Origin of the sequence: Paludibacterium sp. (assembly GCF_019232825.1) — a bacterium.
GTDB lineage: Bacteria > Pseudomonadota > Gammaproteobacteria > Burkholderiales > Chromobacteriaceae > Paludibacterium.
Map to the genome: position 1 here is coordinate 46,682 of NZ_JAFAND010000088.1, position 17,168 is coordinate 63,849.

The following is a 17,168-nucleotide window of genomic DNA, read 5'->3' on the forward strand; positions in this document are numbered from 1 at the left end:
GTCACGGCGGGCCGAGCTGATCGAGAAAGCGCGCCATGCCGCGCGTCAGCGCCTTATCGCGGTGCATGACGAGGTAAAGCGTGCGCGTCATGGAGGGCTGCGCGAGCTCGATCAGCTCGCCACGCGCAAGCTCGCCGGCCACCACCCGTCTCGGCAGACAGCTCACGCCCAACCCCGCGGCCACCGCATGCTTGATGGCTTCCGAATCGCCCATCTCCATCGACACGGCAAACGCGCCCAATCGGGGCAATAACAGCCGCTCCACCTCTTGGCGCGTTCCCGAGCCCGTTTCGCGCAAAATCCATTCGGCTTGGGCCAGCGCCTTGAACGACGGCGCGCTACCGGCAAAGGGATGCTGCGCGCCGACCACCACCACCAGTTCATCGTCCCGCCATGCCTGCACTTTCAGCTCAGGATGGTGGCACGGCCCCTCGATAAAGCCGATGTCCACTCTGAAGGCCGCGACGGCCGCGACGATTTCGTCGGTGTTGCCGACGGTCAGCTCGAGCCGCACCTGCGGTTGGCTGGCACGAAACCGGGCGATCTGCAGCGGCAGCAGATAGTTGGCGATCGTGGTGCTGGCGCCTAGGCGCAAATGCGCCGCCGAGCCGGAGAACAGCGTTTGCGCCTCATAGCCCAGGTCCAGGATCGCGCGCGCCTTGGGCAACAGTAGCCGGCCATGCTCGTTGGCGGTCAAGCGTCGCCCGACCCGGTCGAACAGCACCGTATCCAATGCCGACTCGAGCGAGGCCAGCGATTGGCTGGCCGCCGACTGTGTCATGGCCAAACGCAGCGCGGCGCGCGTCACGGTCAGCTCCTCGCACACGGCCACGAAGACTTCCAGCTCACGCAAACTGACTCGCAGGCTCATAGTAATTTCTCTAATGCATTTCAGTAGTTTTATTCGTTTTACTGATTTATTGTCATCCCGTAAAGTGCCCGTCATAGAAGTAACAGGAATATCGATATGATCAACAGAAATATGATGACGGGCCTCGGACTGATTCTGCTGCTCGCAGCCGCCGCGCTCTACCTGGCCGGCCTACCCTTTTTCAGCCATTTGGGGCTATCGGCCCTGACGCTCGCCATCGTTGGCGGCATGGTGCTCGGCAACACCGTCTATCCGCATATCGCCGCCTATAGCCATGAGGGCGTCGGCTTCGGCAAACAGCAGCTGCTGCGGCTCGGCATCATCCTCTACGGCTGCCGCCTCACGTTGCAGGACATCGCCGCCGTTGGCGCCAGCGGACTCATCATCGACCTGCTGGTGCTGGCCAGCACCTTCGCCCTGGCCATCTGGCTCGGCACGCGACTCTTGGGGCTCGACCAGAAGAGCGCCATCCTGATTGGCGCCGGCAGCTCGATCTGCGGCGCGGCGGCAGTGCTCGCGACGGAACCGGTGGTGCGCGGCAGCGCCGAAAAGGTCGCCGTGGCGGTCGCCACTGTGGTGGTGTTCGGCACCGCCTCGATGTTCCTCTATCCGCTGTTCTATCCGCTGGCGATACAGTGGTTCGGCAGCAATGCCCACCATTTCGGCGTCTATACCGGCTCGACCGTGCACGAGGTCGCGCAAGTAGTCGCTGCGGCCCGCGCTGCCGCGCCGGATGCCGAGAGCTCGGCGGTGATCGTGAAGATGATCCGCGTCATGATGCTGGCGCCGTTCTTGATCGGTCTGTCGGCCTGGATGGCGAAGAGCGAAACGCGCCATGGCCACGCGCGCAAGATCACCATCCCCTGGTTTGCCGTGTTGTTCGTGGTGATGACCGCGGTCCATTCGCTGCCGGCCTTTCCGCGCCAGTTCGACCATGTGGTGCTATTTATCGACAATCTGCTGCTGGCCATGGCCATGGGCGCGCTCGGGTTGACCACCCACGTTTCGGCGATGCGCCGCGCAGGCGCCAAGCCGTTATTGCTGGCCGGCATCCTGTTCATCTATCTGATCGTCGGCGGCGCGTTGATCAACGTCGGCATCACCCACCTCATCGGCTGACAAAGCCATTCATTCAAAACAAAGGGCGCGCCGCAGCGCGCCCTTTGAGGGTGTTGACAAACTCTTGCTCGCGAAGCGAGCGCCCCCTCTCAGGGAGAGGGTGGGGGAGTGGGAATCGATGGACAGGCTGCGAAATCAGTCAGTTGCCACTGAGGCCCGGCTTTGCCGGGTCCTCCGGGACCGCTGCAAACCACTAAATCAACAGCCTGAAAGGGCGCGCCGCAGCGCGCCCTTTGCCTTTATCCAGCCTGTATCAGCAACATCCGCCCGAGCGCCGCCCGCCCAGGCGGCGCTCGGCGCAATAGCGCACGAATTCCCCGCGGCTCAGGACCGGCGCATCCGCGCGATAGCGCCGGCGCCGGGCCAGATAGGCCTCATAATCCGGCACGCCGACCAAGAGCCGCGCCGCGGCGGACCATTGCCGCCACCACCCAAGCCAATGTTCAGCCATTTGCCGTCTCCTCTCGATAAACCGCCGGCGTTTCCTTGGCGGTCGGCCAGCGCACCGCCAGCGCCTTGCGCGCCACGGCGATACCGAATAGCACCATCGCCACCACAACCACGACGAATATCGCCGTCAGCGTGGCATCCACATAATCGTTAAAGACGATTTGGCGCATTTCCGCCAGCGACTTGGCCGGCGCCAGCACTTGTCCTTGTTCCAACGCCGCCGAGAACTTGCCGGCATGGGCAAGGAAGCCCACTTTGGGGCTGCTGCTGAACAGCTTCTGCCAGCCGGCGGTCAGCGTCACCACCAATAGCACCACGGTCGGCAGCAGGGCGACCCAGGCATAGCGCGCGCGCCCCATCTTGATCAGCACCACGCTGGCCAACGTCAGCGCGATGCCCGCCAACATCTGGTTGGCAATGCCGAACAGCGGCCACAGCGTATTGATCCCGCCGAGCGGATCGATCACCCCTTGATAAAGGAAATACCCCCACAATCCCACCGCCAGCGCCGTGGCAACCAGGTTGGCCAGCCACGATTCCGTTCGCGCCATCGGCGCATACACGACGCCGGCCAGATCCTGGATCATGAAGCGCGTCACCCGCGTGCCGGCATCCACCGTGGTCAGGATGAATAGCGCCTCGAACAGAATGGCGAAGTGGTACCAGAAAGCCGTCATCTCCTGCCCGCCGAGCACGCGCGACAGAATGTGCGCCATGCCGACCGCCAGCGTAGGCGCGCCGCCGGCGCGCGACAGAATGGTGGTCTCGCCCACATCCCGCGCCACCTGGGTCAGCGCCTCCGGGGTAACGACGAACCCCCAGGCGGAAATGGCCTGCGCCGCTTCGGCCGCGCTGTGGCCAATCAACCCCGCCGGGCTATTCATGGCGAAATACACCGCCGGGTCGAGCACGCAAGCGGCGATCAGCGCCATGATGGCGACGAAGCTCTCCATCAGCATCGCGCCGTAGCCGATGAGACGCGCCTGGGCCTCGTTCTCGATCAGCTTGGGCGTGGTACCGGAAGCGATCAGCGAGTGAAAGCCGGACACCGCGCCGCAGGCGATGGTAATGAACAGGAAGGGGAACAGGCCGCCGGAGAATACCGGCCCGGAGCCATCGACGAAACGGGTGACCGCCGGCATTTGCAATGGCGGCGCCACCAACAAGATACCGATGGCCAGGCCGACGATGGTGCCGATTTTCAAAAAGGTCGACAGGTAATCGCGCGGCGCGAGCAATAGCCATACCGGCAGCACCGAGGCAATGAAACCATAGCCGATCATCCACCAGGCGAGCGTGGTGCCCTTGAGCGTAAACAGCGCGGCGAGCGCCGGCGTATGCGCCACCTGTCCGCCGCCCCAGATGGCCAACAGCAACAGCGCGAAACCGACGAGCGAAACCTCGCCGATACCGCCGGGACGGACGTAGCGGGCATACAACCCCATCAACAGCGCGATCGGTATCGTGGCGGCGATGGTAAAGGTGCCCCATGGGCTGTTGGTCAACGCTTTGACCACCACGAGCGCCAACACCGCCAACAGGATGATCATGATCATCAGGATACCGAACGAGGCCACGATGCCGGGAATCGGTCCCATCTCCTGGCGGATCATGTCGCCGAGCGATTTGCCGTCGCGCCGGATCGACAGGAACAGAATCAGGAAATCCTGCACCGCGCCGGCCAGCATCACCCCGACCAGAATCCACAGCGTTCCTGGCAAAAAGCCCATCTGCGCCGCCAGCACGGGCCCGACCAGCGGTCCGGCGCCGGCGATGGCGGCGAAGTGATGGCCGAATACCACCCAGCGATTGGTCGGTACGTAATCCAGGCCATCATGATGGCGCTCGGCGGGCGTCAGCCGCCGCGGCTCCAATTGCAGCACTGTCGTGGCGATATATCGGCTATAGAATCGGTAGGCGATGGCATAGACCGACAAAGCGGCCACCAGCAGCCAAACGGCGTTGACCGTCTCCCCGCGCGTTAATGCGAGGGTCGCAAAGGCCAGCGCGCCGACAAAGGCGACGACAAGCCAGAGCACTTTCTCTTTATATCGTGGCATCATAGTGGTTTCCCGGTGTAATTATTGTGATAGGTACAGTTCACGCCGAACGGCAAAGTGCCGTCATCGTTTCATTGTTCAAAGCGAAATCAATAATGACAAGTGCAACTTTTGGCAATGGTACGCGGCGAGGATAGAAAACAGAGCACAAGCATGAGCGAACATGTTTTTCTGGTGGAGGACGATGCCAGGCTGTCCGATCTGATTGCCGCGTTTCTGGGCAAGAACGGCTACGAGGTCAGCACCTGCGGCAAGGGCGACGAAGCCGAAGCCAAGATTATGGCGGCACGGCCCGATTTGGTGATTCTCGACCTGATGCTGCCCGGCAAGGCGGGATTCGAGATTTGCCGCGACCTGCGCCCCTATTACAGCGGACGTATTTTGATGATGACCGCGCGCAATGACGAGATCGACGAGATTCTGGGTTTGGAGCTGGGTGCGGACGACTATCTGGCAAAGCCGGTCGAGCCGCGCAAATTGCTGGCCCGGGTGCGCGCTTTACTGCGCCGCGGCACGGCGAGGGCCGGCGGCGGCGGCGCCGACCAATTGACGTTCGGCCAATTCACCATCAATCAAGGCACACGCACCGCCATGCTCGGTTCGCAATCGCTGGAATTGACCACCGCCGAGTTCGATCTGCTGTGGATGTTGGCCAGCCACGCCGGCAGCATCCTGTCGCGCGACGACATTCTGGGCAAATTGCGCGGCATCGGCTTCGACGGCAACGACCGCTCGATCGACGCCCGCATCTCCCGCCTACGCAAAAAACTGCTCGACGACCCGATGTCCCCCTCGCGCATCAAGACGGTGCGCGGTAAAGGCTACTTGTTCTCCAAGAGCGATTGGGAGCTTGCATGAGGCAACGGTTCCTCGGTTTGCTGCGGCCGACGCTCGCCACGTTGTTCTTTCGCTACTATCTGAGCGCGCTGTTGGCGCTGGTGCTGATCATCAGCGCGGTCGGCGTGGTCATCGATCAGATCTACACCGGGGTGGACGAGGACAACGCGCGCAGCTTCATGCGCGGCGCCGTGCTGACGTTCGAACAGACGCTGCAGAACGAACCAGAACAACGTTGGGCCGCCGCGCTGCCGAAGCTGGCCGCCGGCTACAGCTACCATATCGCGCTGACCGACCTCAAACACCTGCAGGCGCTGGACGACGGCCAGCGGCAAGACATTCAGCGCGGCGTCATGCGCTTTGACGAGGACAGCAACCTGCTTTACGCCCGCGTCGGCGACAGCCAGCAGGTACTGGTGTTCGGTCCGCTCAATTTCGCCGTGCCGGACAGCGATTCCCTGCTGACGGACGGCACCCACGCCAAGGCGCTGTGGTGGACGCTGACGGGGTTGGGCTTCGGCCTGTTGGTATTCCTGTTTATCCGGCCGTTGTGGAACGACCTGGTCGCCATCCGCGAAACCGCCGAAAAATTGGCGGCGGGCGAGCTGTCCGCGCGCGCGCCGCGCGCCAAAAGCTGGATCCTGACCCCGCTGTCCGCCGGGCTCAATACCATGGCGGAACGGCTCGAGGGCCAGATGAACGCGCATCAGACGCTTAGCCACGCGGTATCGCACGAGCTGCGCACGCCGATTGCGCGCCTGCGCTTCGGCTTGACCATGCTGGAAGAAGCCGAGAACGAACAGGAACGAGAGAAGTACCGGGTCGGCATGGAACACGACATGCAGGAACTGGACGATCTGGTCAACGCCAGCATGAGCTACGCTCAGCTCGACCAGGGTCAGATCATCTTGCAGCGCGAACATACGGAGCTGGCCGAGTGGTTTGCCGACTTGCTCGGACTGATCCGCCCGCTGGCGCCAGCTGGCGTCAAGCTGGCGTTGGACTGTCCGCAGAGCGATGCCGAATTCGACCGCAAGCTGATGTACATTGCCACACGCAACCTGCTGGTCAACGCGGTGCGCTTCGCCGCCACACTGGTACGGCTGCAGGTCGGCAAACAGGACGGCTGGCTGTCGGTGGTGGTCGACGACGATGGTCCAGGCGTGCCGCTCGAGGAGCGTGAGCGCATCTTCGAGCCGTTTCACCGGCTGGACAACGGCCGCGAACGCAACAGCAGCAGCTACGGCCTCGGCTTGTCCTTCGTGCGGCTGATCGCCGAGCAGCACGGCGGCAGCGTGTTCGTCACCGACAGTCCGGAAGGCGGCGCGCGATTCGTACTGAACATCCCGGAGCAAGGCAGCGGCGACGAAGCGTCTTAGGGACTACCCACGCCATGCCCATGGCATTAGAATGACGGCCCGATTCTTCGCCGCCAAGGAATAACATGCCAACACCCGCCTCTGCCGACGTGCACTCTTTTCTGCTGACGCTGCAAGCACGCATCTGCCAGGCGCTGGAGCAGGCGGACGGCAGCGGACGCTTCGTCAGCGACAGCTGGCAGCGCCCCGAGGGCGGCGGCGGGCAAAGCCGCGTACTGACCAACGGCAAGGTCTTCGAACAGGCCGGCGTCAATTTCTCCCATGTCAGCGGGGAGCAACTGCCACCATCGGCTAGCGCCCACCGCCCAGAGCTCGCCGGTTGCCGCTTTCAAGCGATGGGCGTGTCGCTGGTCATTCACCCGCACAACCCCTATGTGCCGACAAGCCATGCCAATGTGCGCTTCTTCATCGCCGAACGCGACGATGCCGAGCCGGTATGGTGGTTTGGCGGCGGCTTCGACCTGACGCCCTACTACGGCTTCGAGGAAGACGCCGTGCACTGGCACACGGTCGCGCGCGATTTGTGTCGTCCGTTTGGCGAACAGGTCTATCCGGACTACAAAGCCTGGTGCGACGAATATTTTTTCCTCAAACACCGGCAAGAAGCGCGCGGTATCGGCGGGCTATTCTTCGACGATCTGAACGAAGGGGGCTTCGATCGCTGCTTCGCCTTCACCCAGGCGATCGGCAACGGTTTTATCGACGCCTATCTGCCGATCGTCGAACGACGCAAAACCCAGACCTGGGGTGAACGCGAACGGCAATTCCAGCTCTACCGCCGCGGCCGCTACGTCGAATTCAACCTGGTCTGGGACCGCGGCACGCTGTTTGGGCTGCAAAGCGGCGGCCGCACCGAATCGATCCTGATGTCGATGCCGCCGCTGGCCCGCTGGGAATATGGCTACCAACCCGAATCCGGCTCGGCCGAGGCGGCGCTCTATGAACAATTTCTGCCGGTACGCGACTGGGTCGCGCCCTAGCGCCTGTCGTTGGACATTTGGCGCAATGCCGCGCGTTGCGCGTCGATTGCGTATATGGACTCGCCAAAGGCAGTGCGCCACAGACAAGCGCGGCATCGGCCGTTCGGCCAGGTCCGCTGAACACGCCACGGCACAGCCTGTCGGACTCGCACCCAATCCCACGATGGAGTGTCCGACATGCCGCGAATTCAAGCCATTCTCTTGGCGGCCCTCGGGGTGATCCTGTCCACCGCCCTGGTGGCCTCGCCCCGCTCGCTCGACGCGCTCAACAGCGCGTTTGCCACGTTCGATCAGCAGATTGTGTCGGAGCGCCCCGGCTGGATGCCGGGTTACCAACAGGCCGTGGCGCTGGCCCGCTCGGCCACGCCGGAACAAGCGTTGCCCGCCTTCGAGACGCTGCTCACCGCGCTGGCCGAGCAGGAGCCGGCGTTCGCGCGCGTCTACACGCGCTATTTCGCCCTGTCGCAACATCTGGGCGAATGGTCCGCGAGCGCGCGGTTTCTGCGCGATCTCGCCCGCTGCCACGCCACGCCGTGGGTGCTCGGCGCACTGCATGAAGCCACCGCGCTCGCTAGCGGCTGGCACAACACACACCTGCTGGTGGGGCGCCTGCAAGCGCAGCAGGAACATTCGGAACTGGCACAGTATCTGTTGCTGCTCTACATGCTGGCCTGGCCCTACGGCTTCGATGGCGAAGCCGCGTATAAGCGGGAGGTGGCGAACCAACTGGCCGGCTCGCTCGGCGCCGGCTTCGATCGCGGCGGCGTCGATCAGCTGGCGCAGTGGCGTTATCAGCACGCCTTCGATACGGCCTTGCCCGATCCAACCCGCTGGGAAGGGCCGCTGGCGCAAGCACTGCCCACCGGCAGCAATGCGGCCATCGTCGCCGCCTTCAGTCATTACCTGGCGACACTGATCGCCAGCAACCGGTTGTCGGATGGCTCGCGCTGGGCACGGGCGCGGCTGGCGGCGGGAGAGGCGAGCCCGGCGCTGCTGTTGATCGCCGATGTGCTCGACACCGCCTACGATAATCAGCGCCGTTTCGAACACGCGCTCACCACCCTGCCGGCTTTGCGCCAAAACGCGCCGGATAGCCTGCTGCTGGTACTGATCGACAGCAACCTGCGCTACTTCACGCCTAGTCAAGGTTATCGCCCAGCCGATCGGGTTTTGGCCGAATTCAGCCAGCGCCGCGCGTTGGACGGGCACGTCCAGCGCGCCATCCGCTTCCAACGCGACCGGCTCGCGGCTTGGGTGGCCCTGCCAGGCAGGGTCAAGCGCCAAGCGCTGTTCAACCCCAGACTGGTCGCCGAATCGTGCAAGAACCGGCAAACACGCACCCCGGGCATCTGCATCGTGCGCTGGCCGCAACCCACGCTGCCCCGCACCCTGCGGCTGCCCTTTTTGATTCCGACCAACCGCCTGATTAACCTGGAGACAACACCGGCGGCAAACTGACCGCTGATGAAACAATGCCCCGGTAGCCAAGCTACCGGGGCATTGTCTTTTCCAACCGACGGAGATTACAGCGCCAGCGCGGCAATCGCTTCGCGTGCGGCGTGAATTGCGGTGGCGCGCTTGTCGTCGCCCATGTTGACTGCTTCGGCGCGCACGATGTGCAGGTCGGTGATACCGACGAAGCCCATCACGGTGCGCAGGTAATCTTCCTGGAAGTCCATCGCGCGGCCTTGGTCATTCGAATACACGCCGCCGCGCGACGAGGCGATCAGCACTTTCTTGCCGCCCGCCAGGCCAACCGGGCCGTTTTCGGTGTACTTGAAGGTGCGGCCTGCGGCCGCGATACGGTCGATCCAGCTCTTCAGTTGCGACGGAATCGAGAAGTTGTACATCGGCGCGCCGATGACGATCACGTCGGCGGCCAGGAATTCGTTGATCAGGCTATCGGTCAGCGCGCGTTCGCTGCGTTGGGTGGCGTTCCAATCCGTTTCCGGGGTAAAGGCCGCGCCGAGGATTTCGCCCGACAGGTGGGCGATCGGTTCGGCGGCCACGTCGCGGTAGGTCACGCTGGTGCCCGGGTGCTTCTGGCGCACGGCTTCCACCAAGGCGGCGGTCAGTTGGCGCGATACGGAGTTATCGCCGAGGATGCTGGCATCGATATGCAGGAGTTTCATGGTCTTGTCCTTTGTTAAGCGGGTGAGCATGGCTGCATCGTATAACGGTGGAACAATTGAGACTAGATAGCTAAAATCAGATTCATTGTTCCATTTTCAGGACAATTGCCATGCAGGACCTCAACGACCTGTTCTATTTCGCCAAGGTGGTCGAACACGGCGGCTTCATGGCCGCCGGCCGCGCGCTCGGCATTCCCAAATCCCGCCTGTCGCGACGCATCGCCGAGCTGGAGGACCGCCTTGGCGTACGCCTCTTGCAACGCACGACCCGGCGTCTGGCGCTGACCGAGGTCGGCGGCCAGTACTACCAGCATTGCCAGGCGGTGCTGACCGAGGCGGAAGCGGCGGAGGAGACCATCGCCCGCATTCAGGCCGAGCCGCGCGGCCTGGTGCGTGTCAGTTGTCCCGAGCTGTTGGCGAAATCGGTGCTGGCGCCGATTCTGCCGCGCTTTCTCGCCGAGCATCCGCAAGTGAGGGTGCAGCTGGAGGCGGCCAACCGCCGCGTCGACCTGATCGAGGAAGGCATCGATATCGCCATCCGCGTGCGCAACGTGATCGAGGACAGCGCCAACCAAGTGGCGCGCACATTGAGCACCAGCCGGCAAATTCTGACCGCAAGTCCACGGCTCTTGGCCGAGCTGGGCACGCCGCGCATGCCGTCGGATCTACTGCGTTATCCGTGCCTGACCATGAGTCGTCCCGACGGCCGCGGCCAATGGGTGCTGCTCGATGGCGACGGCCATGAGATCCGGCTGCAGATCGATTCGCCGCGCCTGATGACCGATGACTTGGTGGTGCTGGCCGAAGCCACGGCGCGCGGTCTCGGCGTGGCCTTGCTGCCGCAGTTGGTGTGCCAAGCTTATCTGACCGATGGCCGTCTGCAGGAACTGCTGCCGGATTGCCAGTCGCCCTGGGGTATCCTGCATCTGGTCTATCCGTCGCGGCGCGGCCTGATCCCCGCCGTGCGCCTGCTGATCGATTTTTTGACGCAAGAGATCCCGCCGCTGTCCAACGGTCCCTTTCTGCCGCTTTGCCCATCGGAAGGCATTGGCTGACAAGCTAAGCTGACGGTATAGTCAACAGAGAAAAATAGCGATATCTGAAAACGACTTAGGAGAATGGACTTGTTTGAACACGTAGAATCCTACCCTGGCGACCCGATCCTCAGCTTGTTGCAAACCTTTCTGAAGGACGAACGCGCCGATAAGGTCAACCTCGGCATCGGACTGTATTACGACGAAAACGGCCGCATTCCGGTACTGGGCGCGGTCAGCGAGGCGGAATCCCGCCTGCAACAACACCCCGGTCCCTGCAGCTATCTGCCGATGGAAGGCGCGGCCAATTACCGTCAGGCATTGCAGCCGCTGGTTTTCGGCGAGACGGCGCCGTTCGCGCGCATCGCCACCATCCAGACGCTGGGCGGCTCGGGCGCACTGAAGATCGGCGCCGATTTTCTCAAGCGCACCTTCCCTGAGGCCGGTGTCTGGGTCAGCGATCCGACCTGGGACAACCACGTCGCCGTCTTCGAAGGCGCCGGCTTCCCGGTGCGTCGTTATCCCTACTTCGCCGCCAAGGGCAGCACGATCCAGTTCGAGGCAATGCTCGATTGCCTCTCCGGTTTGCCGGCGCACAGTATCGTGCTGCTGCACCCCTGTTGCCACAACCCGACCGGCACCGACCTCTCTCGCGAACAGTGGGACCGCGTCATCGACGTCTTGCTCGAACGCGCGCTGGTGCCGTTCCTCGACATCGCCTACCAGGGCTTCGGCGACGGGCTGAACGAAGACGCCTACGCCATCCGCGCCTTGCTCGCGCGCGGCGCCTCGTTCCTGGTCGCCAACTCGTTTTCCAAGATCTTCTCGCTCTATGGCGAGCGCTGCGGCGGCTTGAGCGTGGTCTGCGCCGACGAGAACGAAGCCCAGCGCGTGCTGGGACAGCTGCAAGCCACCGTGCGCCGCAATTACTCCAGCCCGCCGACTCACGGCAGCCAGCTGATCGCGACCGTGTTGCTCGACCCGGCGCTGCGGCGGCAATGGGAGGAGGAGCTCAACGGCATGCGCGGCCGCATCAAGGCGATGCGCCAGACATTGTTCGACGTGCTGTCCACTCAGGTCCCTGGCCATGACTTCGGCTACCTGCTGCGCCAGCGCGGCATGTTCAGCTATACCGGGCTGACGCCGCCGCAAATCGAGCGCTTGCGCGAACGACATGCCGTTTACTTGGTGGGCTCCGGCCGCATGTGCGTCGCCGGATTGAACCAAGGCAACGCCGTGCGCGTAGCCCAGGCCTTTGCCGAGGTGATCAAGGCAGCGTAAGCCCGCTGACGGCCCCATACAAAACGCCCGGTGACGACTGTCACCGGGCGTTTTGCTTTGGCGTCGGCCCTTCGGCCATTCGGCCATTTTAGGACTGTTCCTAAGGCGGTTTCCGATTTATCCGGGCAGCATAAAAATGAATTTAGCCGAAAGGAACCCGCCATCATGGTCAAACCGTTCAAGCCGGATGCTCGCAATCCCCCACACACCACCGAATGGCGTCGCGTTCTGCTATCGGATGGCCATTACTGCTTCACCCCCCGCGTCCAACCCCTCCGCCGCGCACGCTACTGGCGGCCGCATACGGTATTCATCCTGCTCGGGCTGATCATCCTGCTGCAGGCGCTGCTTTAGAAGCTCTCACAAAAGTACCGGCGAGGCATCCGCCCGAGTTTTGTAGCGTGCATTCGTCGCAGGCAATGCACGTCTTGCGCGAGCCCACAGGCCGTGCGTTGCTTCGCGAACGCACGCTACCCAACCGAGAAATGTGTTCTGTTAGAGGCCCTTAGTCGGCGGGATCGCGCTTGCGCAACTTGAGCGTCAAGGTCAAATCGCCTTCGCCATCGGCGCTGGAATGGATGTTTTTCAGCGTGACGCCGGCGGGCAGCAACACACTGATGCCATGACCGACGCCGTACTTGGACAAAGTGCGTTCCAATCGCTTGGCCATGCCCTGCGCCGGCAACCCTTCCGGGTCGGTCTGAGCAAAGCCGCAGGACTCGGCGGCACTGTCGAATGCCTGAGCCGCCTGCTCGCGCGGCACAAATCGGCCGGCCACGTCCATCACCTGATCGGGCGATATCGTCTGGCTCTCCTCGCACAACGTCAAACAGGCATCCTTGAATTGCGCCTGTTGCACCGGGTCTTCGAGGCCTTCGCTGATCTGTTGCACCGCGCTCGCCATCATCCGGCTCTTGGAGACGGCATCTGGCACGCGCATGGCCTTGAGAAAATCGTCCAGCCAAAATTTGGCCTGTTGCCCCTGGCGGTCAACGGCGTAGACGATGGGGCCATGCTCCAGAATCAGCGCGCCTTTGTCGATCAGCCGTGGATTGATGCCGCTGGCGTGGCGAATGTCGAACACGTCGCCCGACTCGACCACGCTGAGGAAGTCCTCGCGAATCTCGGCCTTGAACACGCCCAAACCGCGCAGCGATCGCTCGCCGTCGGACAGACCGTCGAACAGGATCACGAACAGATCGCCGGCGCTGATATTGGGGTGGACGGAACGCGCGTACAAATGGCGCGCAATGCGTTGCGACACCTCGAGGAAGTCGAGTTCGCCGTCGAAGAACTGGCGCGAGTAGCAATAAATCTCGTTGAGCTTGAGATCGGTTTCGTGGAAGAACTGGTACTTCTTCTTATCGGAAACGATGCCACGCAGGTAGCCGTTGAGCAGCAGCCCGGAGACGGCCTCGTCCACCTCCGGCGTGCGGTCCGACAACTGCAGCACCTCGCCGCGCGAAGGGTTGCCCACCCGGTGCACCGCCAAGCGCGCCACCTTGGAATCGTCAAGCAACATGTGCCGTTACCCAAAATTGAATCGAAGCCGAATTATTCCAGGGCCGCCCGTATGCCGTCCAGGGTGTCGTCGGGCATGGCGGCCAGCGCCTGTAACAATCGCGCCGGATCAAACACCACCGCGTCGCCGTCGCGCTCGAACACCAGCAGCGGTTCGACCGCCTTGGCGCGCACGGCGCTGTCCTCGCACTGCCGATACGCCGCCTCCTCGCCGAGCAGCCGGATAATCTCCGTTTTTTGCGCGCCGCTGCAGTCGGCGAAGATCCGCTGCAAATAGACGATGCCCTGCAAGTGATCGCACTCGTGCTGGATAATATGCGCCTCCATGCCGTCGCTATCGCGCTCGAGCGTTGCGCCCTCCAGCGTCTGGTAGCGCACGCGCACGCGGCGATGGCGCTTGACCTTGCCGCGCAAGGGCCCGGCCACGCTCAGGCAGCCCTCGCCGTGCGCCGGGTAGTACGTCTCTTCGCCATAGCGCAGGATTTGCGGATTGATCATCAAGGTGGCGGTGGGGATGGTTTCGCCGGGATAGCGCAACGCCGCGGCGGCGCGCGTGGCCGGATCGTCGGTGCCGAGCAGCACAACCGCCACCGGTTCGTCGATGGCCACACACTGATTGCAGGCAATGCCGATGCCGCCGTTTTGCTGCTGTTCTTTTTGCAAAACGGCCAAATACGTCATGAGCGTGGCGGTCTGGCTCACGTCGGCCTGAGGAGGCGGCACCTGTAAAACCGGATCGCCGATTTGACGGATGGCCAAGGATGGCGTCTTCATGGGGGCACTCCTTCGTCACAAGGCGCCGCGCGAAAATCGCCGCCGAACGCCTGAAAATTAAATGCTAACATGACAGCATCGTCGTGCCTTTCCGCTTAGGCGGAACTTTGTCGGAACCGAGATGCTGGCTTATCAACTGACTGAAATTCTGCTCTTGATGCAGCAGATGTGCGTTTACCTGGTGATCGCCTATCTGTTGAGCAAAACCCCTCTGTTCGTCCCACTGGCCGCCGGTTCGTTCCGGCCGCCGCACAAGGTGATGTGCTATCTGGTGTTCTCCGCCTTTTGCATCATGGGCACCTACTTCGGCTTCCACATCAACGATTCGATCGCCAATACCCGCGCCACCGGCGCCGTGCTTGGCGGCATTCTCGGCGGACCGCTGGTGGGCTTCGCTGTCGGATTGACCGGCGGCGTGCATCGCTACACGCTCGGCGGCTTCTCCGCCTTCGCCTGCATGGTCTCCACCGTGGCCGAGGGGCTCCTGGGGGGCTTGGTGCACAGCTTTCTGATTCGCAGCGGACAGCGCGAACGACTGTTCAATCCCTGGGTGGTGGCCGCCACCGCCTTCTGCGCCGAAATCATGCAGATGGCCATCATCCTGCTGCTGGCGCATCCGTTCTCCGCCGCGCTCGACTTGGTCAAACACATCGCCCTGCCGATGATCACCGCCAACTCGGTCGGCGCCGGCATGTTCATGCGCATTCTGCTCGACCGTCGCGTGCTCATCGACAAATACTCCAGCAGCTTCTCCAGCAAGGCGCTGAAGATCGCCGCGCGCTGCGAGGGCGTGCTGCGCCAGGGCTTCAATCAAGAAAACAGCACGCGGGTGGCGCGCATCATTTACGAGGAACTGGGCGTGGGCGCGGTGGCGATCACCGACCGCGACAAGCTATTGGCCTTCATCGGCATCGGCGACGATCATCACCTGCCCGGCCAGCCGATCACCTCGCCCCATACGCACCGCGCCATTGCCGAGAACCGGGTGGTGTTTGCCGACGGCGACGAGGTGCCCTATCAATGTTCGATTTCCGCGCAATGCCGGCTGGGCTCGACCTTGGTGATTCCGCTGCGCGGCGAGAGCGAGCGCGTCATCGGCACCATCAAGCTGTACGAGCCGCGCAATAAGCTGATCTCCCGCATCAACCTGACCTTGGGCGAAGGCATTGCCCGCCTGCTGTCGACGCAGATCCTGACGGGCCGTTTCGACGCGCAGCACCAACTGCTGGCGCAAACCGAACTCAAGCTGCTGCATGCCCAGGTCAACCCGCACTTCCTGTTCAACGCGCTCAATACGTTGTCGGCGGTCATCCGGCGCGACCCCGAGCGCGCGCGCGAACTGGTGCAGCACCTGTCGACCTTTTTCCGCAAAAACCTCAAGCGCCAAACCGAGGAAGTGACGCTGGCCGACGAGATCGAGCACGTCAACGCCTATCTGCAGATCCAACAAGCCCGCTTCGGCGATCAACTCCAGGTCGATTTCGCCTTCGACGACGCCACGCTCGACACCTGCCTGCCGGCCTTCTCGCTGCAGCCGATCGTGGAAAACGCCGTCAAGCACGGCACCTCGCAACTGCTCGGCCCCGGCCGGCTGACCATCGGCTCGGCGATCGAGGACGGCGAACTGACCATCTGGGTCGAGGACAACGCCGGGCTCTACCAGCCGCGCGCCGCCAGCCACGACGGCCTGGGCATGAATCTGGTCGACCGGCGCATCAAGGCGCGTTTCGGCGAACGCTACGGCCTGGCGGTCGCTTGCGAAAGCGGCGTACGCACCCGGGTGGCGCTGCGGTTGCCCTTGCAGACGGAGAGCGTGACATGAACGTGCTGATCGTCGACGACGAACCCCTGGCGCGCGAGGAACTACGCGCGCGCTTGAGCACCGAGGCGGACATGACGATCATCGGCGAATGCGGCAACGCCATCGAGGCCATCGCCGCCATCCATCGTCAGAAGCCGGACGTGGTGTTTCTCGACATCCAGATGCCACGCATCAGCGGCCTGGAAATGCTCGGCATGCTCGATCCGGAACATACGCCGCACATCGTGTTCCTCACCGCCTACGAGGATTACGCGCTCAAGGCATTCGAGGAGAATGCCTTCGATTATCTGCTCAAGCCGGCCGAGCCCGCGCGGCTGGCCAAAACCCTGGAGCGGCTGCGCCGAACGCTCGGCGCGCGCCAGCCGCTATCGCAGTTGGCGCCCGGTCAGGCGCTCAGCTACGTCCCCTGCCAGGGCGCGGGACGGATTCTGCTGCTCAAACTGCCGGACATCGAATACGTCAGCTCGCGCGTCAGCGGCGTCTACGTGGTCGACCACGCCGGCAGCGAGCACTTCACCGAACTGACCTTGCGCACGCTGGAAGAAAAGTCGCCGCTGGTGCGCTGCCACCGCCAGTATCTGGTCAACCTCGATGCCGTGGCGGAAATCCGCCTGGGCGAAGGCGGCGCCGCCGACATCGTCGCCCGCAACGGCCATGTGATCCCGGTCAGCCGCCGCTTCCTCAAACCGCTCAAACAGCGGGTCGGCATCGCCGAGTAATTGGGCGCGGTCGTCCACCGCGGGAGAAACGGCAACACCTTGAAAGCGGGAGTGGGGACGCGTTACTCCCGCCGTTGAGGTTTTGCTTCTACTTCCGCCGTTTCGCTTGCGCGAACCACCACTGCGGGAGTAACGGCAACACCTTGAAAGCGGGAGCGGGGACGGGCGTTTACTCCCGCCGTTAAGGTT

At 63.3% G+C, this 17,168-nt stretch carries 16 protein-coding genes; 10 read left to right on the forward strand and 6 right to left on the reverse strand.

What is annotated here, in order from left to right; all coding sequences use genetic code 11:
* Window position 1: 1 nt before the first annotated feature.
* A complete protein-coding gene (locus JOZ06_RS11155) occupies window positions 2–871 on the reverse strand; it encodes a LysR family transcriptional regulator (RefSeq protein ID WP_293232374.1) in 870 nt (289 codons plus the stop codon).
* A 96-nt stretch (window positions 872–967) separates the two neighbouring features.
* Between JOZ06_RS11155 and JOZ06_RS11160 the strand changes: the two genes are divergently transcribed.
* A complete protein-coding gene (locus JOZ06_RS11160) occupies window positions 968–1,990 on the forward strand; it encodes a YeiH family putative sulfate export transporter (protein WP_293232376.1) in 1,023 nt (340 codons plus the stop codon).
* A 253-nt stretch (window positions 1,991–2,243) separates the two neighbouring features.
* Here the strand turns inward: JOZ06_RS11160 and JOZ06_RS11165 are convergent, their stop codons facing one another.
* Entirely contained in the window at window positions 2,244–2,441 is a 198-nt protein-coding gene (locus JOZ06_RS11165) for a CstA-like transporter-associated (seleno)protein (protein ID WP_293232378.1), read from the reverse strand.
* Window positions 2,434–4,500 carry a carbon starvation CstA family protein gene (locus JOZ06_RS11170; RefSeq protein ID WP_293232405.1) on the reverse strand — a complete coding sequence of 689 codons (2,067 nt, stop codon included), beginning with the start codon at window positions 4,498–4,500 and terminating at the stop codon, window positions 2,434–2,436. Before JOZ06_RS11170 ends, JOZ06_RS11165 begins: the two co-directional genes overlap by 8 nt.
* A gap of 153 nt (window positions 4,501–4,653) precedes the next feature.
* Between JOZ06_RS11170 and JOZ06_RS11175 the strand changes: the two genes are divergently transcribed.
* From JOZ06_RS11175 to JOZ06_RS11190, 4 genes are all read left to right on the forward strand, one after another.
* Window positions 4,654–5,358 carry a response regulator gene (locus JOZ06_RS11175; protein ID WP_293232380.1) on the forward strand — a complete coding sequence of 235 codons (705 nt, stop codon included), beginning with the start codon at window positions 4,654–4,656 and terminating at the stop codon, window positions 5,356–5,358.
* Window positions 5,355–6,716: an ATP-binding protein gene (locus JOZ06_RS11180; RefSeq protein ID WP_293232382.1), complete on the forward strand. Its 1,362-nt coding sequence runs from the start codon at window positions 5,355–5,357 to the stop codon at window positions 6,714–6,716. Before JOZ06_RS11175 ends, JOZ06_RS11180 begins: the two co-directional genes overlap by 4 nt.
* A 65-nt stretch (window positions 6,717–6,781) precedes the next feature.
* Window positions 6,782–7,696, forward strand: coding sequence for an oxygen-dependent coproporphyrinogen oxidase (hemF, locus tag JOZ06_RS11185; RefSeq protein ID WP_293232384.1), 915 nt, complete (start codon window positions 6,782–6,784; stop codon window positions 7,694–7,696).
* A gap of 177 nt (window positions 7,697–7,873) precedes the next feature.
* Window positions 7,874–9,154 carry a hypothetical protein gene (locus JOZ06_RS11190; protein WP_293232386.1) on the forward strand — a complete coding sequence of 427 codons (1,281 nt, stop codon included), beginning with the start codon at window positions 7,874–7,876 and terminating at the stop codon, window positions 9,152–9,154.
* A 65-nt stretch (window positions 9,155–9,219) separates the two neighbouring features.
* Here the strand turns inward: JOZ06_RS11190 and JOZ06_RS11195 are convergent, their stop codons facing one another.
* Window positions 9,220–9,828 carry an FMN-dependent NADH-azoreductase gene (locus JOZ06_RS11195; RefSeq protein WP_293232388.1) on the reverse strand — a complete coding sequence of 203 codons (609 nt, stop codon included), beginning with the start codon at window positions 9,826–9,828 and terminating at the stop codon, window positions 9,220–9,222.
* Between the two features lie 110 nt (window positions 9,829–9,938).
* Between JOZ06_RS11195 and JOZ06_RS11200 the strand changes: the two genes are divergently transcribed.
* The 3 genes from JOZ06_RS11200 (at window position 9,939) to JOZ06_RS11210 (ending at window position 12,497) form a co-directional block, all read left to right on the forward strand.
* Window positions 9,939–10,883: a LysR substrate-binding domain-containing protein gene (locus tag JOZ06_RS11200; RefSeq protein WP_293232390.1), complete on the forward strand. Its 945-nt coding sequence runs from the start codon at window positions 9,939–9,941 to the stop codon at window positions 10,881–10,883.
* 69 nt (window positions 10,884–10,952) lie between these two features.
* The gene (locus JOZ06_RS11205; protein WP_293232392.1) at window positions 10,953–12,143 is read left to right on the forward strand and encodes an amino acid aminotransferase; all 1,191 of its coding nucleotides are present in this window, start codon (window positions 10,953–10,955) and stop codon (window positions 12,141–12,143) included.
* A gap of 165 nt (window positions 12,144–12,308) precedes the next feature.
* Window positions 12,309–12,497 (forward strand): hypothetical protein, encoded by a 189-nt coding sequence (locus tag JOZ06_RS11210; protein WP_293232394.1) that lies wholly within the window; start codon window positions 12,309–12,311, stop codon window positions 12,495–12,497.
* Between the two features lie 151 nt (window positions 12,498–12,648).
* Here JOZ06_RS11210 and JOZ06_RS11215 read toward each other — a convergent pair whose 3' ends face one another.
* Window positions 12,649–13,665 carry a nucleoid-associated protein gene (locus tag JOZ06_RS11215; RefSeq protein ID WP_293232396.1) on the reverse strand — a complete coding sequence of 339 codons (1,017 nt, stop codon included), beginning with the start codon at window positions 13,663–13,665 and terminating at the stop codon, window positions 12,649–12,651.
* A gap of 32 nt (window positions 13,666–13,697) precedes the next feature.
* Window positions 13,698–14,438, reverse strand: coding sequence for a peptide deformylase (locus JOZ06_RS11220; RefSeq protein ID WP_293232398.1), 741 nt, complete (start codon window positions 14,436–14,438; stop codon window positions 13,698–13,700).
* A 121-nt stretch (window positions 14,439–14,559) separates the two neighbouring features.
* Here JOZ06_RS11220 and JOZ06_RS11225 point away from each other — a divergent pair, with 121 nt between their 5' ends.
* Together JOZ06_RS11225 and btsR are read left to right on the forward strand one after the other, a co-directional pair.
* Window positions 14,560–16,260, forward strand: coding sequence for a sensor histidine kinase (locus JOZ06_RS11225; RefSeq protein WP_293232400.1), 1,701 nt, complete (start codon window positions 14,560–14,562; stop codon window positions 16,258–16,260).
* Window positions 16,257–16,979 carry a two-component system response regulator BtsR gene (gene btsR / locus JOZ06_RS11230; protein WP_293232402.1) on the forward strand — a complete coding sequence of 241 codons (723 nt, stop codon included), beginning with the start codon at window positions 16,257–16,259 and terminating at the stop codon, window positions 16,977–16,979. The genes JOZ06_RS11225 and btsR overlap by 4 nt, the downstream gene beginning before the upstream one ends.
* Window positions 16,980–17,168: the final 189 nt, after the last annotated feature.

Bases quoted from the DNA above. Each gene is read 5' to 3' on its own strand.
- JOZ06_RS11170 (WP_293232405.1), bottom strand. From the start codon at position 4,500: ATGCCACGATATAAAGAGAAAGTGCTCTGGCTTGTCGTCGCCTTTGTC.
- JOZ06_RS11200 (WP_293232390.1), top strand. From the start codon at position 9,939: ATGCAGGACCTCAACGACCTGTTCTATTTCGCCAAGGTGGTCGAACAC.
- JOZ06_RS11215 (WP_293232396.1), bottom strand. From the start codon at position 13,665: ATGTTGCTTGACGATTCCAAGGTGGCGCGCTTGGCGGTGCACCGGGTG.
- JOZ06_RS11195 (WP_293232388.1), bottom strand. From the start codon at position 9,828: ATGAAACTCCTGCATATCGATGCCAGCATCCTCGGCGATAACTCCGTA.
- JOZ06_RS11190 (WP_293232386.1), top strand. From the start codon at position 7,874: ATGCCGCGAATTCAAGCCATTCTCTTGGCGGCCCTCGGGGTGATCCTG.
- JOZ06_RS11155 (WP_293232374.1), bottom strand. From the start codon at position 871: ATGAGCCTGCGAGTCAGTTTGCGTGAGCTGGAAGTCTTCGTGGCCGTG.
- hemF (WP_293232384.1), top strand. From the start codon at position 6,782: ATGCCAACACCCGCCTCTGCCGACGTGCACTCTTTTCTGCTGACGCTG.
- JOZ06_RS11220 (WP_293232398.1), bottom strand. From the start codon at position 14,438: ATGAAGACGCCATCCTTGGCCATCCGTCAAATCGGCGATCCGGTTTTA.
- JOZ06_RS11225 (WP_293232400.1), top strand. From the start codon at position 14,560: ATGCTGGCTTATCAACTGACTGAAATTCTGCTCTTGATGCAGCAGATG.
- JOZ06_RS11175 (WP_293232380.1), top strand. From the start codon at position 4,654: ATGAGCGAACATGTTTTTCTGGTGGAGGACGATGCCAGGCTGTCCGAT.
- JOZ06_RS11160 (WP_293232376.1), top strand. From the start codon at position 968: ATGATCAACAGAAATATGATGACGGGCCTCGGACTGATTCTGCTGCTC.
- JOZ06_RS11210 (WP_293232394.1), top strand. From the start codon at position 12,309: ATGGTCAAACCGTTCAAGCCGGATGCTCGCAATCCCCCACACACCACC.
- JOZ06_RS11165 (WP_293232378.1), bottom strand. From the start codon at position 2,441: ATGGCTGAACATTGGCTTGGGTGGTGGCGGCAATGGTCCGCCGCGGCG.
- JOZ06_RS11180 (WP_293232382.1), top strand. From the start codon at position 5,355: ATGAGGCAACGGTTCCTCGGTTTGCTGCGGCCGACGCTCGCCACGTTG.
- btsR (WP_293232402.1), top strand. From the start codon at position 16,257: ATGAACGTGCTGATCGTCGACGACGAACCCCTGGCGCGCGAGGAACTA.